At 59.8% G+C, this 16,710-nt stretch carries 17 protein-coding genes and 1 pseudogene; 13 read left to right on the forward strand and 5 right to left on the reverse strand.

The window, feature by feature from the left end; translation table 11 throughout:
- Positions 1–85: 85 nt before the first annotated feature.
- Both SOP85_RS00645 and argB read left to right on the forward strand, forming a co-directional pair.
- A pseudogene (locus SOP85_RS00645) lies at positions 86–1,489 on the forward strand (phosphomannomutase/phosphoglucomutase); the annotation flags it as partial.
- Positions 1,490–1,506: 17 nt separating this feature from the next.
- Positions 1,507–2,412, forward strand: a complete 906-nt coding sequence (argB, locus tag SOP85_RS00650; RefSeq protein WP_008047078.1) for an acetylglutamate kinase — start codon at positions 1,507–1,509, stop codon at positions 2,410–2,412.
- Positions 2,413–2,482: 70 nt separating this feature from the next.
- On the opposite strand, the gene pyrE is transcribed toward argB, so the two are convergent.
- Positions 2,483–3,127 (reverse strand): orotate phosphoribosyltransferase, encoded by a 645-nt coding sequence (pyrE, locus tag SOP85_RS00655; protein ID WP_007975175.1) that lies wholly within the window; start codon positions 3,125–3,127, stop codon positions 2,483–2,485.
- A gap of 82 nt (positions 3,128–3,209) precedes the next feature.
- Between pyrE and SOP85_RS00660 the strand changes: the two genes are divergently transcribed.
- Positions 3,210–3,989, forward strand: coding sequence for an exodeoxyribonuclease III (locus tag SOP85_RS00660; RefSeq protein WP_008062840.1), 780 nt, complete (start codon positions 3,210–3,212; stop codon positions 3,987–3,989).
- Positions 3,990–4,061: 72 nt separating this feature from the next.
- Here the strand turns inward: SOP85_RS00660 and gltS are convergent, their stop codons facing one another.
- From gltS to rph, 3 genes are all read right to left on the reverse strand, one after another.
- Entirely contained in the window at positions 4,062–5,267 is a 1,206-nt protein-coding gene (gene gltS / locus SOP85_RS00665) for a sodium/glutamate symporter (RefSeq protein WP_323607399.1), read from the reverse strand.
- Between the two features lie 291 nt (positions 5,268–5,558).
- Complete coding sequence (locus tag SOP85_RS00670; protein WP_274073720.1) at positions 5,559–5,927, reverse strand: DUF4870 domain-containing protein; 369 nt, start codon at positions 5,925–5,927, stop codon at positions 5,559–5,561.
- A gap of 28 nt (positions 5,928–5,955) precedes the next feature.
- Positions 5,956–6,678: a ribonuclease PH gene (rph, locus tag SOP85_RS00675; protein ID WP_047535109.1), complete on the reverse strand. Its 723-nt coding sequence runs from the start codon at positions 6,676–6,678 to the stop codon at positions 5,956–5,958.
- Between the two features lie 267 nt (positions 6,679–6,945).
- On the opposite strand from rph, the gene SOP85_RS00680 reads away from it, so the two are divergent.
- The 6 genes from SOP85_RS00680 (at position 6,946) to SOP85_RS00705 (ending at position 12,255) form a co-directional block, all read left to right on the forward strand.
- Complete coding sequence (locus SOP85_RS00680) at positions 6,946–7,809, forward strand: YicC/YloC family endoribonuclease (RefSeq protein WP_323625722.1); 864 nt, start codon at positions 6,946–6,948, stop codon at positions 7,807–7,809.
- Positions 7,810–7,821: 12 nt separating this feature from the next.
- Positions 7,822–8,442 (forward strand): guanylate kinase, encoded by a 621-nt coding sequence (gene gmk, locus SOP85_RS00685; protein ID WP_274073722.1) that lies wholly within the window; start codon positions 7,822–7,824, stop codon positions 8,440–8,442.
- Positions 8,443–8,609: 167 nt separating this feature from the next.
- Positions 8,610–8,873: a DNA-directed RNA polymerase subunit omega gene (gene rpoZ / locus SOP85_RS00690; RefSeq protein ID WP_007921129.1), complete on the forward strand. Its 264-nt coding sequence runs from the start codon at positions 8,610–8,612 to the stop codon at positions 8,871–8,873.
- Between the two features lie 57 nt (positions 8,874–8,930).
- Positions 8,931–11,036, forward strand: a complete 2,106-nt coding sequence (gene spoT / locus SOP85_RS00695) for a bifunctional GTP diphosphokinase/guanosine-3',5'-bis pyrophosphate 3'-pyrophosphohydrolase (protein WP_008062824.1) — start codon at positions 8,931–8,933, stop codon at positions 11,034–11,036.
- Positions 11,037–11,061: 25 nt separating this feature from the next.
- The gene (locus SOP85_RS00700) at positions 11,062–11,442 is read left to right on the forward strand and encodes a RidA family protein (protein ID WP_003229509.1); all 381 of its coding nucleotides are present in this window, start codon (positions 11,062–11,064) and stop codon (positions 11,440–11,442) included.
- A gap of 72 nt (positions 11,443–11,514) precedes the next feature.
- Positions 11,515–12,255, forward strand: a complete 741-nt coding sequence (locus SOP85_RS00705; RefSeq protein WP_274073723.1) for a hypothetical protein — start codon at positions 11,515–11,517, stop codon at positions 12,253–12,255.
- Positions 12,256–12,381: 126 nt separating this feature from the next.
- On the opposite strand, the gene SOP85_RS00710 is transcribed toward SOP85_RS00705, so the two are convergent.
- Positions 12,382–13,239 (reverse strand): SDR family oxidoreductase, encoded by an 858-nt coding sequence (locus tag SOP85_RS00710; RefSeq protein ID WP_274073724.1) that lies wholly within the window; start codon positions 13,237–13,239, stop codon positions 12,382–12,384.
- 189 nt (positions 13,240–13,428) lie between these two features.
- Between SOP85_RS00710 and exbB the strand changes: the two genes are divergently transcribed.
- From exbB to SOP85_RS00730, 4 genes are all read left to right on the forward strand, one after another.
- Positions 13,429–14,403: a tonB-system energizer ExbB gene (gene exbB / locus SOP85_RS00715; protein ID WP_323625724.1), complete on the forward strand. Its 975-nt coding sequence runs from the start codon at positions 13,429–13,431 to the stop codon at positions 14,401–14,403.
- 6 nt (positions 14,404–14,409) lie between these two features.
- Entirely contained in the window at positions 14,410–14,838 is a 429-nt protein-coding gene (gene exbD, locus SOP85_RS00720; RefSeq protein WP_008064483.1) for a TonB system transport protein ExbD, read from the forward strand.
- Positions 14,835–15,584: an energy transducer TonB gene (locus SOP85_RS00725; protein WP_323625725.1), complete on the forward strand. Its 750-nt coding sequence runs from the start codon at positions 14,835–14,837 to the stop codon at positions 15,582–15,584. The genes exbD and SOP85_RS00725 overlap by 4 nt, the downstream gene beginning before the upstream one ends.
- Positions 15,585–15,777: 193 nt before the next feature.
- Positions 15,778–16,707 (forward strand): hydrogen peroxide-inducible genes activator, encoded by a 930-nt coding sequence (locus tag SOP85_RS00730; RefSeq protein WP_274073727.1) that lies wholly within the window; start codon positions 15,778–15,780, stop codon positions 16,705–16,707.
- Positions 16,708–16,710: the final 3 nt, after the last annotated feature.

Consider the following 16,710-nt stretch of genomic DNA (forward strand, 5'->3'; position numbering starts at 1 on the left):
CGAAAAACGCCGTCATACCTTTCAGTTTGAACCTGCCGGCGAGTCATTCGCCGGCCTGTCCAGCCACTTTCAAGATGGAGCATTACCCCAGATGAGCACCCCAGTGCGCGTTGCCCCCAAGTTCCCCGACAGCATTTTCCGCGCCTATGACATACGCGGCACAGTCCCGGAATTTCTCAACGCCGAAACGGCTTACTGGCTCGGTCGCGCCATCGGTGCCCAGAGCCTGGCCCAGGATGAACCGAACGTTTCCGTTGGCCGTGACGGTCGCCTGTCCGGCCCGGAGCTGGTTGAACAACTGATCCAGGGCCTGGCCGACAGCGGTTGCCACGTCAGTGACGTCGGCCTGGTGCCGACCCCGGCGCTGTACTACGCGGCCAATGTGCTGGCGGGCAAGTCTGGCGTGATGCTCACCGGCAGCCACAACCCATCGAATTACAACGGTTTCAAGATTGTCATTGCCGGCGATACCCTGGCCAATGAACAGATCCAGGCCCTGCATGACCGCCTCAAGACCAACAACCTGACCAGCGGCAAGGGCAGCATCACCCAGGTCGAAATCCTCGACCGCTACACCACCGAAATCGTCCAGGACATCAAGCTGGCCCGCCGCCTGAAAGTCGTGGTGGACTGCGGCAACGGCGCGGCCGGCGTGATCGCCCCGCAATTGATCGAAGCGTTGAACTGCGAAGTCATCCCGTTGTTCTGTGAAGTCGATGGCAACTTCCCCAACCATCACCCGGATCCGGGTAAGCCTGAAAACCTCGTCGACCTGATCGCCAAGGTCAAGGAAACCAACGCTGATATCGGCCTGGCTTTCGACGGCGACGGCGACCGCGTCGGCGTAGTGACCAACACCGGCAGCATCGTCTTCCCGGATCGCCTGCTGATGCTCTTCGCCCGCGATGTGGTGGCACGCAACCCGAATGCGGAAATCATTTTCGACGTCAAATGCACCCGTCGCCTGATCCCGTTGATCAAGGAATACGGTGGTCGTCCGCTGATGTGGAAGACCGGTCATTCGTTGATCAAGAAGAAAATGAAACAATCCGGCGCCCTGTTGGCCGGCGAAATGAGCGGGCACATCTTCTTCAAGGAGCGCTGGTTCGGTTTCGACGACGGCATCTACAGCGCCGCACGGCTGCTGGAAATCCTCAGCAAGGAAAAATCCACGGCGGAGGAGCTGTTCGCGACCTTCCCGAACGATATTTCTACGCCAGAGATCAATATCCATGTGACCGAAGAGAGCAAATTCAGCATCATTGATGCATTGCACGACGCGAAGTGGGGCGAAGGCGCCGACCTGACCACTATCGACGGCGTGCGAGTCGACTATGCCAAAGGCTGGGGCCTGGTTCGCGCCTCCAACACCACACCGGTGCTGGTCCTGCGTTTCGAGGCCGATGACGAGGCTGAATTGCAACGCATCAAGGACGTTTTCCACGCCCAGTTGAAGCGTGTTGCACCTGATCTCCAACTACCGTTCTGATTCACCCGGAGCCCTGAATGACCCTCGAACGCGAAGCCGCCGCCAACACCGCCAAGGTCCTGTCCGAAGCGCTGCCTTACATTCGCCGCTATGTCGGCAAGACACTGGTGATCAAATACGGCGGCAACGCGATGGAAAGCGAGGAGCTCAAGACCGGCTTCGCCCGCGACATCGTGTTGATGAAGGCCGTGGGTATCAACCCGGTCGTGGTTCACGGTGGCGGCCCGCAAATCGGTGATCTGCTCAAGCGCCTGTCGATCGAGAGCCACTTTGTCGACGGCATGCGCGTGACCGATGCCGCGACCATGGACGTGGTCGAGATGGTCCTCGGTGGCCAGGTCAACAAGGACATCGTCAACCTGATCAACCGTCACGGCGGCAGCGCCATCGGCCTGACCGGCAAGGACGCCGAGCTGATTCGTGCGAAGAAGCTCACCGTCACCCGCCAGACACCGGAGATGACTACCCCGGAGATCATCGATATCGGCCATGTCGGCGAAGTAGTCGGTATCAATACCGATCTGCTGAACCTGCTGGTCAAAGGTGATTTCATCCCGGTGATCGCGCCAATCGGCGTTGGCGCCAATGGCGAGTCGTACAACATCAACGCCGACCTGGTGGCCGGCAAGGTGGCCGAGGCGCTGAAAGCCGAGAAACTGATGTTGCTGACCAATATCGCGGGCCTGATGGACAAATCGGGCACGGTCCTGACCGGCCTGACCACCCAGCAGGTCGACGACCTGATCGCCGACGGCACGATCTATGGCGGCATGCTGCCAAAGATCCGTTGTGCACTGGAAGCGGTCCAGGGCGGCGTGGGCAGCTCGCTGATCATTGACGGTCGTGTGCCTAACGCGATCCTGCTGGAAATCTTCACCGACACCGGTGTGGGCACCTTGATCAGCAATCGCAAGCGTCCATAAGCAGCACCCACAAAAAAGACCCCGTTCGGCTTGGCTGAACGGGGTCTTTTTTTGCCTGCGGGGGACCGTGTTACACGCCGAATTGGGCGCGGTAGGCTTCTACGGCTGGCAGGTGTTGCTTGAGCTGCGGATCGTCGGCCAGGAATTCCAGTACCTGGTTCAGCGAAACGATGCTGATCACCGGAATACCGAAATCACGCTCCACTTCCTGGATCGCTGACAATTCACCGTTGCCACGCTCCTGGCGGTTCAGGGCGATCAGCACGCCGGCCGCCTTGGCGCCGTCCTGGGAAGCGATGATCTGCATCACTTCGCGGATCGCGGTGCCGGCCGTGATCACGTCGTCGATGATCAGCACTTCGCCGGTCAGCGGTGCGCCGACCAGGCTGCCGCCTTCACCGTGGGCCTTGGCTTCCTTGCGATTGAAGCACCATGGCAGGTCACGGTTGTGATGCTCGGCCAGTGCAACGGCGGTGGTTGCCGCCAGCGGGATGCCTTTGTAGGCCGGGCCGAACAGGACATCGAAGGCAATGCCGCTTTCGGCAATGGCTGCGGCGTAGAACCGACCCAGCTGCGCCAGGGCCGAACCCGAATTGAACAGGCCCGCATTGAAGAAGTAAGGACTGGTGCGCCCGGACTTCAGGGTGAACTCACCGAAGCGCAAAACGCCGCGATCGATGGCAAAACGAATGAAATCGCGCTGATACGCTTGCATGAAAAAAACCCCAAATACCACGGATTTAGCTAATTAGGTTGACGCCGTGTATCATACACGCACGCGATTTTTGGGGCCATTTATGCGGATCATCAGTGTGAACGTCAATGGTATTCAGGCTGCAGTCGAGCGAGGTTTGCTCAGTTGGCTGCAGGCACAGAATGCCGACGTCATCTGCCTGCAGGACACCCGTGCCTCCGCCTTTGAACTGGACGATCCAGCCTTCCAACTGGATGGATACTTCCTTTATGCCTGCGACGCCGAAGTTCCCGCCCAAGGCGGCGTGGCTTTGTACTCGCGGTTGCAACCGAAGGCTGTCATCAGCGGTCTCGGTTTCGAGACGGCGGACCGCTACGGGCGCTACCTGCAAGCAGATTTCGACAAAGTCAGTATTGCAACCCTGTTGCTTCCTTCCGGGATGAACGGCGATGAGGACTTGAACCAGAAGTTCAAGCTCATGGACGACTTCGCCAAATACCTGGACAAGCAGCGGCGCAAACGCCGCGAGTACATTTATTGTGGCTCGCTGTACGTGGCGCAACAGAAACTGGACATCAAGAACTGGCGTGACAGCCAGCAATCTCCGGGCTTCCTGGCGCCTGAACGGGCCTGGATGGACGAGATTGTCGGCAACATGGGTTATGTCGACGCCCTGCGCGAAGTCAGCCGTGAAGGTGACCAGTACAGCTGGTGGCCGGATAACGAACAGGCCGAAATGCTCAACCTCGGCTGGCGCTTCGATTACCAGATCCTGACCCCGGGCCTGCGCCGCTTCGTACGCAGTGCGCGCCTGCCACGTCAGCCACGGTTCTCGCAACACGCGCCGTTGATCGTGGACTACGACTGGACGCTGACTATCTGAGTCTGGCCGGTAAAGGAAAATGCCCGTATCGCAAGATACGGGCATTTTTTATGGCCGGATGTAACCTGAACTTCAGGCAGCGGCAAATAACGGCAGAGCAAGGTACATCTTTATTACAATTACATTAATGATGTCGATGAAGAAAGCACCCACCATTGGCACCACCAGGAACGCTATTTGAGACGGTCCGTAGCGCTGTGTCACCGCTTGCATGTTGGCGATAGCAGTTGGCGTAGCCCCCAGTCCGAAACCGCAATGCCCTGCCGCCAATACGGCCGCATCGTAGTTACTGCCCATGACCCTGAACGTCACGAATATCGCAAACAGTGCCATGACCAAAGTTTGCACGGCCAAGATAATGAAGAACGGCAAAGCAAGTGCCGCCAAGTCCCACAACTTGAGCGACATCAAGGCGATCGCCAGAAACAGTGACAGGCTGACATTCCCCAGCACCGAAACTTCACGCTCAAACACCTGATACACACCAAGCGCTGAAAGCCCGTTGCGTAAAAGTACGCCCACAAACAATACGCAAACGAAAGTCGGCAATTCAAACGCGGTTTCGTGTAGCAGTCCATTGAGGAGGGAGCCTGCCAGCAAGCTGACCGAAATCAGTGCGAGTGTCTCGATAAACGAAAAGGCCGTGATCGAGCGCTCTTTATTCGGCTGCTCGAAGCCCTTTGGCAGCCGTGGCTTATCTTGCTCAAGGCCAGGTGCCTGAACCCTGTTGATGAGCAGGCGAGCAACAGGCCCACCAATCAAACCTCCCAGCACCAAGCCAAAGGTCGCAGAGGCCATCGCCAGTTCAGAAGCGGACGCCAGTCCGAACTTCTCACTGAACGTCGCTCCCCACGCAGCACCCGTACCGTGGCCGCCGGCCAAGGTAACCGAGCCTGTCAGCAAGCCCATCAAAGGATCGAGCCCCAGAGTCGTTGCGAGTCCGATGCCCATGGCATTCTGGACCACCAGTAGTCCGGTGACCGCCAGCAGGAAAATCCCCACTACGCGTCCGCCCTTCTTCAGGCTGGCGAAGTCTGCACTCAAGCCAATGGTGGCAAAAAACGCCAACATCAACGGAGTTTGCAGCGAGGTATCAAATCTAACTTGAACATCAAGGCCTCGCAAAAACAAAAGAACCAGGGCCACCACCAGGCCGCCAGCTACAGGTTCCGGGATATTATAAGTGCGTAAAAAACCGAAACGTGCAACGAGACCGCGCCCCAATAACAAAACTAAAGAGGCGGCGACAAGTGTTCCATAAAAATCGAGCTCAATCATTAATGGTTTCCTTGAATTACATTCATGGGCGAACTTTTTACCTGGACACGCCGCATGAACAGGTTGATTCATCTCAACACTGATTTGTTTTAGATTCAGGGACCCTCAATGGTCTGAATGTATCGAAATATTTCTTAGTGAATATAACTTAGTGCGGACTTTAACAATCGCCAAGTCTCATTGCCAAGCACATGGCCCGTATTGAACCATTGCAGTTTGTGACTAAATTGAGTTTAAAAAAATACCCCGACAGGTCGGGGCATTCATTTTAAATCGAGATTCTTTTCTGGGTTACTTGATCAGCCGCCAGGTGAACGGATACCGATAAGGCACCCCTTCATTGGCTTTTACGCCGCCAATGATGGTCAAGACCAGCGCCCCGATCGCCACCAGCCCAAACAGGAAAAACCCGATAATCACCAGCATCAGCAGTAAGCAAATGGCGGAGGCAATGGCGACGGTGATCTGAAAGTTCAGCGCCTCCTTGCCCTGTGCGTCGATGAACGGGTCCATCTCGCGCTTCATCTGCCACAGAACCAGCGGGCCGAGCAGCGTGCCGAACGGAATCCAGATGCCCAGCAAGGCGGACAAGTGACAAAACATTGCCCACTGCCGAACTTCTTTGCTCGGTGCGGGAAGCAACTGTTGCTCGTCACCCATGGCGTCCTCCTTGTCCGTGGCTATTCGATCAGTCAGCCAGTGCAGCCTTTTGCAGATCGAAGATTTCGTTCATGCCTTTTTTCGCCAGTTCCAGCATGGCGTTCAGCTCTTCAGGCTGGAACGGCGCGCCTTCGGCAGTGCCCTGGACTTCGATGAAGCCGCCAGTGCTGGTCATCACCACGTTCAGGTCGGTCTCGGCAGCCGAGTCTTCCAGGTAGTCGAGGTCGAGCACAGGTTCGCCCTGGTACATGCCCACCGATACCGCACCGATCATTTGCTTGAGCGGGTCGCCACCTTTGAGGCCGCCACGCTTCTTGATCACTTTCAAGGCATCGACCAGGGCAACCATGGCGCCGGTGATGGACGCGGTGCGTGTACCGCCGTCAGCCTGGATCACGTCGCAGTCGACGTACAGGGTGACGTCGCCCAGCTTTGACATGTCCAGCGCAGCGCGCAGGGAACGGCCGATCAGGCGCTGGATTTCCAGGGTACGCCCGCCTTGCTTGCCGCGGCTGGCTTCACGCTGGTTACGCTCGCCAGTGGCGCGCGGCAGCATGCCGTACTCGGCCGTCAACCAGCCCTGGCCCTGGCCCTTGAGGAACCGCGGCACGCCGTTCTCGACGCTGACGGTGCAGATGACCTTGGTGTCGCCGAACTCGACCAGCACGGATCCCTCGGCGTGTTTGGTGTAGTTGCGGGTAATGCGGATCGAGCGGAGCTGATCGGCAGCGCGACCACTTGGACGTTTCATAAGGGATACCTGTACGGGGACGGAAAACTGCGGAGCATTATAGAGCCGCCAGCCCCGACTGGGCACTTCTAAAAAACTCCTCGGACCAGCGAAGGCTCTGCACGGCCCGCAACCGACGACGAGCAGGCCTTTGTAACACCCTGTGTTTGGGCGCATCCACGCCACTGCGCTACAATCCTGCGCCTTTGCTGCCCGTCAGCTTAAATTCATTGATATCGGATCGGCGGAACGTCAGTTGCGCGCCGATCTGCATTGCGAGGTCCCTCCATGGTGCACAGCATGACCGCCTTTGCCCGCGTCGAGAAAGCCGGGGTCCAGGGCACCCTGAGCTGGGAACTGCGCTCGGTCAACAGCCGTTACCTCGAACCCCACCTGCGCCTGCCGGAATCCTTTCGCGACCTTGAAGGCGCCGTCCGTGAAGCCTTGCGCCAGGGCGTATCGCGGGGCAAGCTCGAATGCACCCTGCGCTTTACCGAAGAAAACACCGGCAAAGCGTTGCAAGTGGATCAGGCACGCGCGGCGCAACTGGTTGCAGCCGCCGAGACGATCGCCAGCCTGATCAAGAATCCGGCGGCGCTGAACCCGCTCGAAGTCCTGGCGTGGCCCGGCGTACTGGTGGGCGATGCAAGCGACCCGCAAGCGCTGAACGCCGAGGCATTGGCACTGTTCAACCAGGGCCTCAAGGAACTCAAGGCCGGCCGCGAGCGCGAAGGCGCGGAGCTGGCGCGACTGATCAACGAGCGCCTGTCGTCCATCGAAGAAGACGTGGTGACCCTGCGCGAGCTCGTTCCGCAAATGCTCGCCACCCAGCGCCAGAAAGTGCTCGACCGTTTCGCCGACATGAAGGCCGAGATGGACCCGCAGCGCCTGGAGCAGGAAATGGTCATGCTCGCGCAGAAAAGCGACGTCGCCGAAGAACTGGATCGCCTGAGCACTCACATCATCGAAGTTCGTCGGGTGCTCAAGTCCGGCGGTGCCGCCGGGCGGCGCCTGGATTTCCTGATGCAGGAGCTCAACCGCGAAGCCAACACACTGGGCTCCAAAGCCTTCGACCCGCGCAGCACCCAGGCTGCGGTCAACCTCAAGGTGTTGATCGAGCAGATGCGCGAACAAGTGCAGAATATTGAGTAAGGCAACCCCGACATGACCCACAGCACTGGCACCCTGTACATCATTTCCGCCCCTTCCGGCGCGGGCAAGAGCAGCCTGGTCAAGGCCCTGACCGACGCCGATCCGGAGATCCGCGTCTCGGTCTCCCACACCACCCGCACCATGCGTCCCGGTGAAGTGAATGGCGTGAACTATCACTTCGTCGACCGCAGCGAGTTCGTGAAGATGATCGAGCACGGCGATTTCCTCGAGCGCGCCGAAGTATTCGGCAATCTCTACGGCACTTCGCAAAGCCACCTGCAACAGACCCTGGATGAAGGCCACGACCTGATTCTGGAAATCGACTGGCAAGGCGCCGAGCAGGTGCGCAAGCTGATGCCCCAGGCCCGCTCGATCTTCATTCTTCCGCCGTCATTGCAGGCCCTGCACCAGCGCCTGACCAACCGTGGCCAGGACAGTGACGAGATCATTGACGGCCGGATGCGCGAAGCCGTCAGCGAAATGAGCCACTACGTCGACTACGACTACCTGGTCATCAACGACGATTTCGCCCACGCGCTGCACGATCTGAAGGCGATTTTCCGCGCCAATCAGCTGCAGCAGAAACGCCAGCAGCAACGTTTTGGCAAATTGCTGGCTGAATTGCTCGGCTAAAGAGGGCTTCCCAAAACAGCTGCAAGGGCTTTACATTGGCACTTGCAGCGCGTTGAAGGGCTTGGTCAAAAAATCAGCGCTTCCCTAATCGCTGGTGATTTTTTAAACTGTTGAGTCCGCTTGCCCATCCGGGCAGCGCGCATATTGCATTTGCTACGAGGAAGACCATGGCCCGCGTAACCGTTGAAGACTGCCTAGAACACGTGGATAACCGCTTTGAGCTGGTCATGCTCTCTACCAAGCGTGCCCGTCAACTGGCCACCGGCGGCAAAGAGCCGAAAGTAGCATGGGAAAACGACAAGCCTACCGTCGTCGCCCTGCGTGAAATCGCTGAAGGCCTGATCGACTACGCAGCTATCGCCGAAGCCGAAATCGTTGAAGATGAACCGCTTTTCGCTGCATTCGAGGACGAGTCCAACGAGGCCGTCTAAGCCTATGCCTGGTCGACGTAGCACGGCGCGGGATAAAAGCTTACGGCAGGAGACATCATGCCGAGCATAGACGCCCTCGCCGATCGCTTATCGACCTACCTCGGCAAAGACCAGGTCAACCTGGTCCGCCGAGCGTATTTCTACGCCGAACAAGCCCACGACGGCCAACGCCGCCGTAGCGGCGAGGCGTACGTCACGCATCCCCTTGCGGTGGCGAATATTCTTGCCGACATGCACATGGACCATCAGAGCCTGATGGCGGCCATGCTGCATGACGTGATCGAAGACACCGGCATTGCCAAGGAAGCGCTGCAAGCGCAATTTGGCGAAACCGTGGCCGAACTGGTCGACGGGGTCAGCAAACTGACCCAGATGAACTTCGAGACCAAGGCCGAAGCCCAGGCTGAAAACTTCCAGAAAATGGCCATGGCCATGGCCCGCGACATTCGCGTGATCCTGGTCAAGCTGGCTGACCGCCTGCACAACATGCGCACGCTGGAAGTGCTGTCTGGCGAAAAGCGCCGGCGCATCGCCAAGGAAACCCTGGAAATCTATGCGCCCATCGCCAACCGGCTGGGCATGCACGCCATCCGCATAGAATTCGAAGACCTCGGCTTCAAGGCCATGCACCCGATGCGTTCCGCGCGGATCTACCAGGCAGTCAAGCGCGCCAGGGGTAACCGCAAGGAAATCGTCAACAAGATCGAAGAATCCCTCAGCCACTGCCTGGCCATCGATGGCATCCAGGGCGAGGTCAGCGGTCGCCAAAAACACCTCTACGGTATCTACAAGAAGATGCGCGGCAAGCGCCGGGCCTTCAACGAGATCATGGACGTGTATGCGTTCCGGATCATCGTCGACAAGGTCGATACCTGCTACCGCGTACTGGGCGCTGTACATAATTTGTACAAACCATTACCGGGGCGCTTCAAGGATTACATCGCGATCCCCAAGGCCAACGGCTATCAGTCGCTGCACACCACGCTGTTCGGCATGCATGGCGTACCGATCGAGATCCAGATCCGCACCCGTGAAATGGAAGAGATGGCCAACAACGGCATCGCTGCCCACTGGCTGTACAAATCCAGCGGCGACGAGCAGCCAAAAGGCACCCACGCCCGTGCGCGCCAGTGGGTCAAAGGCGTGCTGGAAATGCAGCAACGTGCCGGCAACTCGCTGGAATTCATCGAGAGCGTGAAGATCGACCTGTTCCCGGACGAGGTCTACGTGTTCACGCCCAAAGGCCGGATCATGGAGCTGCCCAAGGGCTCCACGGCGGTCGACTTTGCCTACGCGGTGCACACCGACGTCGGCAACAGCTGCATTGCCTGCCGGATCAACCGTCGCCTCGCGCCGCTGTCCGAACCGCTGCAAAGCGGTTCCACGGTCGAGATCGTCAGCGCTCCGGGCGCACGGCCGAACCCGGCGTGGCTCAACTTCGTGGTCACCGGCAAGGCACGCACGCATATTCGCCATGCGCTGAAACTGCAGCGCCGTTCCGAGTCCATCAGCCTGGGCGAACGCCTGCTGAACAAGGTGCTCAACGGTTTCGACAGCTCGCTGGAAAAAATCCCGGCAGAGCGCGTCAAGGCGATGCTCGCCGAGTACCGCCTGGAACTGATCGAAGATTTGCTCGAAGACATCGGCCTGGGCAATCGCATGGCCTATGTGGTGGCTCGGCGCCTGCTGGGCGAAGGCGAGCAGTTGCCAAGTCCGGAAGGCCCGCTGGCGATTCGTGGCACCGAAGGCCTGGTCCTCAGCTACGCCAAGTGCTGCACGCCGATCCCGGGCGACCCGATTGTCGGCCACCTGTCCGCCGGCAAAGGCATGGTCGTGCACCTGGACAACTGCCGCAACATCAGCGAAATCCGCCACAACCCGGAAAAATGCATCCAGCTCTCGTGGGCCAAGGATGTCACCGGCGAATTCAACGTCGAACTGCGCGTCGAGCTGGAACACCAGCGCGGCCTGATCGCCCTGCTGGCCAGCAGCGTCAACGCGGCCGACGGCAACATCGAGAAAATCAGCATGGATGAACGCGATGGTCGCATCAGCGTGGTCCAACTGGTGGTCAGCGTACACGACCGTGTGCACCTGGCCCGCGTGATCAAGAAACTGCGCGCCCTGACCGGGGTGATTCGCATCACCCGCATGCGCGCCTAAGCCATCCCCTTACAAGGAGTCATTCATGACCAAGACTGTTATCACCAGCGACAAGGCCCCGGCCGCCATCGGCACTTACTCCCAGGCGATCAAGGCTGGCAACACCGTCTACATGTCGGGCCAGATTCCCCTGGACCCGAAAACCATGGAACTGGTCGAAGGCTTCGAAGCCCAGACCGTCCAGGTGTTCGAGAACCTCAAGGCCGTGGCTGAAGCCGCTGGCGGTTCTTTCAAGGACATCGTCAAGCTGAACATCTTCCTCACCGACCTGAGCCACTTCGCCAAGGTCAACGAGATCATGGGCAAGTACTTCGACCAGCCTTACCCTGCCCGCGCCGCCATCGGCGTAGCCGCCCTGCCAAAGGGTTCGCAGGTTGAAATGGATGCCATCCTGGTCATCGAGTAATACGTCCGGCGCAGCCCTATGAAGGCTGCGCCGCTGCCGTATGTATAAAAAGCGTTTTGAAAGGATTCCACCATGCGCGCTGCGCTAGCCCTCTCGCTGGTCGCCCTGTTCTTGGGCGGTTGTGCCAGCAACCCTGCCGACCGTGATATCAGTGGCACCTGGATCAACCAGGCGGCAATCGATGCTGCGGCCAAAGGCGGCCCCCTGCGTGAAGCCCTCCAGGCCTATGGTCCGAACCTGGAGTGGGACGTCAACACCAAGGCCAGCCAGGCCCGCTACACCAATGGTTTTGAAAATGTCGAAGGCAAGTTGCTGGGCGAGCAGTCCGGCGCCTGGAAAGTCGACTTTTATGGCAGCTCTGCCAGCGAGCTCAAGCGAGACGGCAAGCAGCTGAGCCAGGCCGCCAGCGACAACGAACCCGAGCAGGTCTTCGACCGCGCGCCGATTCCGGTTCCGGATGGTGCACCGATGGGCGCCAGCTTCGAACGCGCACTGTACACGGCGTACATGGGCGGTAGCTGGAAGGTCGTCAGCGGCCCCGGCGAAGGCAATAGCGTGCAATTCCAGGCCGACGGCCAGGTCATCGGGCTGCCGGAAGCCGATCGTTATGCCCTGTGCCTGGCGGGTGACTGTGCGTCGATGAGCGGTGGCAACGACAACATGTGGTTGCAACTCAATGGCCAGGGAAACCCCTGGATCTTTGCCCGCAAAGGCAAGGAACTGGAAATTTTCCAGGCCGTGAATGCCGCCCAGGCAGACGAAATGCCCCAGTACACGCCGGGTAACCGCAAGTGGTTGCTGGAAAAGCAATAAGCAACACATAACTCCTGTAGGAGCGAGCTTGCTCGCGAAGAGGCCATAACATTCAACAATTTGTTGCCTGTTAGGCCGCTTTCGCGAGCAAGCTCGCTCCTACAAGGGATTTGTGGCGTTTACAAATCAGCAACGCCCTTCAATGATCGCTGCATAACCTTCGCGGAAACTCGGATACTTCGGCACCCAACCCAACGCCCTCGCCCGCGCATTGCTGCAACGCTTGCTCCCCGTACGGCGCACAGTGGCGTCCTCCGCCCATTCGGTCACCCCCAGATATTCACGCAGCCAGCCCACCACATCCGCCAGCGCTGCGGGCGCGTCGTCAACGCCTATATAAACGTCATCCAGTGCCACGCCACGCCGATCCGCCTCGAGCAGACAGGCCATCAGCCCGGCGGCGTCATCGGCATGAATTCGATTGGCGTAAAGCGGTGGATCGACCGCCACGCGATACCCCCGGCGAACCTGAGTCAGCAACCACTCGCGACCCGGGCCGTAGATGCCGGTCAATCGCACGATACTGGCCGGGATGCCGCTGTTGAGCGCAATCTGCTCGGCCTCGAGCATCACACGCCCTGAATAACCCGCCGCCACGGCTGGCGACGCCTCGTCAATCCACTCGCCCTGCTGCTGGCCGTAGACACTGCTGCTGGACACGAACAGCAGGCGATTAGGCACCTGCCCATAGTCGCCCAGCCACTCCAGCACATGCTGCAGGCCCTGGACATAGGCGGCGCGGTAACCGGCCTCATCGTGATCGGTGGCGGCCGCGCAATACACCAGGTAATCCACCGCACCGACCGGCCAGGTCGCTGGACATTCTTTGTCGAACAAGTCGCCGGCCACCCCGACAACGCCGTCGGGCAGGCGCGAAACGTCACGGCGCAGACCATGGACCTCCCACCCGCCAGCCAGCAATTGCGTGGCCAGGCGACTGCCGACATCACCGCAACCGGCGATCAAAACAGAGGGTGCGGACATCAGGAAACTCTCCTCAAAAAGGGACAAACCAGCGCTGGCAATGGACGAGCGGCTAGCAATACAGGAAAAAAAGAGACGCTATTACTTCTGTTAACAAGAATTAATTGCAATAATGCGGACCACTTTGTTCTCGGCCTCACGAGGCCTGGAAGAACATTAACTGTCTTTTCCTCTCAGGTCCGGCCCAGCATGACACGTAATCAACTCTCCGCTTCGCCAACCAAACGACCTCGCGCCTGGAGCGCGGTGGCCGCCCTGCTACTCAGCCTGATGCTGGCGCCAACCGCCACCTTTGCTGACGCACAAGCCCCCGCCACCCCGGCTGCGGCCGCCGTACCTGCGCCGACCGATCATACCGCTCCGGCAGTGACCCCGGCCGCCACCGATCCTGCCCAGGCAGTACCGGCAGATGCTATCGGTGAAGACGCTCCCGAAGTCCTCGAAGCCGACAACACCCTGGGCATGGCCCATGACCTGTCGCCGTGGGGCATGTACCAGAACGCCGACATCATCGTGAAAATCGTGATGATCGGCCTGGCCATCGCCTCGATCATCACCTGGACCATCTGGATCGCCAAAGGCTTTGAGCTGATGGGTGCCAAGCGTCGTCTGCGCACTGAAATCGTGCACTTGAAAAAAGCCGCCACGCTCAAGGAAGCCGCCGCATCGGCGACCAAACCAGGCACCCTGGCCAACCTGCTGGTTCATGACGCCCTGGAAGAAATGCATCTGTCGGCCAGCAGCCGCGAGAAAGAAGGCATCAAGGAACGCGTCAGCTTCCGTCTTGAGCGCCTGGTGGCGGCCTGCGGTCGCAACATGAGCAGCGGCACTGGCGTGCTCGCCACCATCGGTTCCACCGCGCCGTTCGTCGGCCTGTTCGGTACCGTATGGGGCATCATGAACAGCTTCATCGGCATCGCCAAGACCCAGACCACTAACCTCGCCGTCGTCGCCCCCGGCATCGCCGAAGCCCTGCTGGCGACCGCACTGGGCCTGGTTGCAGCGATCCCTGCGGTGGTGATCTACAACGTGTTCGCCCGCTCCATCGCCGGTTACAAGGCGCAGGTATCCGATGCGTCGGCAGAAGTCCTGCTGCTGGTCAGCCGCGACCTCGACCACCAGCCCGAGCGCAGCTCGCATCCGCACATGGTGAAAGTGGGGTAATCGGCCATGGGCCTGCATTTGAAAGAAGGGGCAGACGACGATCTGTCCGAAAACCACGAAATCAACGTCACGCCGTTTATCGACGTGATGCTGGTGTTGCTGATCATCTTCATGGTGGCGGCTCCGCTGGCCACCGTGGACATCAAGGTCGACCTGCCTGCGTCCACCGCCAAACCGGCGCCGCGGCCGGAGAAACCGGTGTTCCTCAGCGTCAAGGCTGACCAGCGCCTGTTCCTTGGCGAAGACGAAGTGAAGGCCGAAGCACTGGGCGCCACGCTCGACGCAAGGACCCAGGGCAAGAAAGACACGACGATCTTCTTCCAGGCCGATAAAGGTGTGGATTACGGCGACCTGATGAGCGTGATGGATAATCTGCGTGCCGCCGGTTACCTGAAGGTGGGCCTGGTCGGACTTGAGACGGCAGCCAAGAAATGATCACTACGCGCCATAAGTTGACGCGTTACAGCGGTAGCCTGGCGATTGTGCTGGGCATTCACGCGCTGGCGATCGCGCTGGCTGTGAACTGGACCGCCCACCCGCCCATCGAATTGCCGCCCCAGGCAATGATGGTCGAGCTGGCGCCGGTTCCCGCCCCGCCACCGCCTGCACCGCCGAAGGTCGTCACGCCACCGCAACCACCCGCTCCGGTTGAAGAACTGCCGATACCCAAGCTTGCCGAAGCGCCGAAGGCCGAAATTGCCGTGCCCAAGCCGGCCAAACCCAAGCCGAAGCCGCAACCGCCCAAGCCGGTAGAGAAAAAGCCCGAGCCGCCGAAGGAAAAACCGTCGGAAGCCAAGCCGAGCGAGGCGCCACCGACCCCGGCTCCGACGGAGAAATCCGCCCAGCCTGCGCCGGGTCCGTCCCCTGCTCAACTGGCCGCCAAAGCGAGCTGGCAAGGCACCCTGCTCGCCCACCTGGCCAAGTACAAGAAGTACCCGGCCAGTGCACAGGCTCGGGGCAAGGAAGGCATGAACCGGCTGCGCTTTGTGGTGGATGGGGAAGGCAACGTGCTGTCGTTTGAGCTGGTGGGTGCCTCCGGCACCGCGGACCTGGACCGGGCAACCCTGGAAATGATCCGCCGCGCGCAACCGCTGCCCAAGCCACCGGCAGACATGCTGACCAATGGCTCCATCGAAATTGTTGCGCCGTTTGTTTATTCGCTGGAGAAGCGTCGGCGGTAAACGCAACAAATCAAAAGATCGCAGCCTTCGGCAGCTCCTACAGGGATCGCAGTAACCCGTGTAGGAGCTGCCGCAGGCTGCGATCTTTTTTGCCTTTTGCATCGCCCTGTGTCACGCGGCACACACAGTCTGATAACGTGCGTCTATCGATTGCAGCCGGTATGCTTGGCCTGCAACTTCATGGACGCTTGCTATGACCCTCACAGAATTACGCTACATCGTTACCCTCGCCCAAGAACAGCACTTCGGCCATGCCGCCGAGCGTTGTCACGTCAGCCAGCCAACCCTGTCGGTGGGCGTGAAAAAGCTTGAAGACGAACTCGGTGTGCTGATTTTCGAGCGCAGCAAAAGCGCCGTGCGCTTGACCCCGGTCGGCGAAGGGATCGTCGCCCAGGCGCAAAAAGTGCTTGAACAGGCCCAAGGCATCCGCGAACTGGCCCAGGCCGGCAAGAACCAGCTCACCGCCCCCCTGAAGGTCGGTGCGATCTATACCGTCGGCCCGTACCTGTTTCCGCACCTGATTCCGCAACTGCACCGGGTTGCCCCGCAGATGCCGTTGTACATCGAAGAAAACTTCACCCACGTGCTGCGCGACAAACTGCGCAACGGCGAGCTCGACGCGATCATCATCGCCCTGCCGTTCAACGAAGCCGACGTGCTGACCTTGCAGCTCTATGACGAGCCGTTCTATGTCCTGATGCCGGCCCAGCACCCGTGGACACAGAAAGAAACCATCGACGCCAGCCTGCTCAACGACAAGAGCCTGCTGCTGCTCGGCGAAGGCCATTGCTTCCGCGATCAGGTACTCGAAGCCTGCCCGACCCTGACCAAGGGCAACGACGGCGCCAAGCACACCACGGTGGAGTCCAGCTCACTGGAAACCATCCGCCACATGGTGGCTTCCGGCCTCGGCATTTCGATCCTGCCGCTGTCGGCAGTCGATAGCCATCACTACGCCCCCGGCGTGATCGAAGTTCGCCCGCTGTCGCCACCAGCGCCCTATCGCACCGTGGCCATCGCCTGGCGTGCGAGCTTCCCGCGGCCGAAGGCCATTGAAATCCTCGCTGATTCCATTCGCCTGTGCTCGGTGGCCAAACCCGCGGCACCGGTAACGGCGGGTTAAGCA

Origin of the sequence: Pseudomonas sp. YuFO20 (assembly GCF_035064975.1) — a bacterium.
GTDB lineage: Bacteria > Pseudomonadota > Gammaproteobacteria > Pseudomonadales > Pseudomonadaceae > Aquipseudomonas > Aquipseudomonas putida_AE.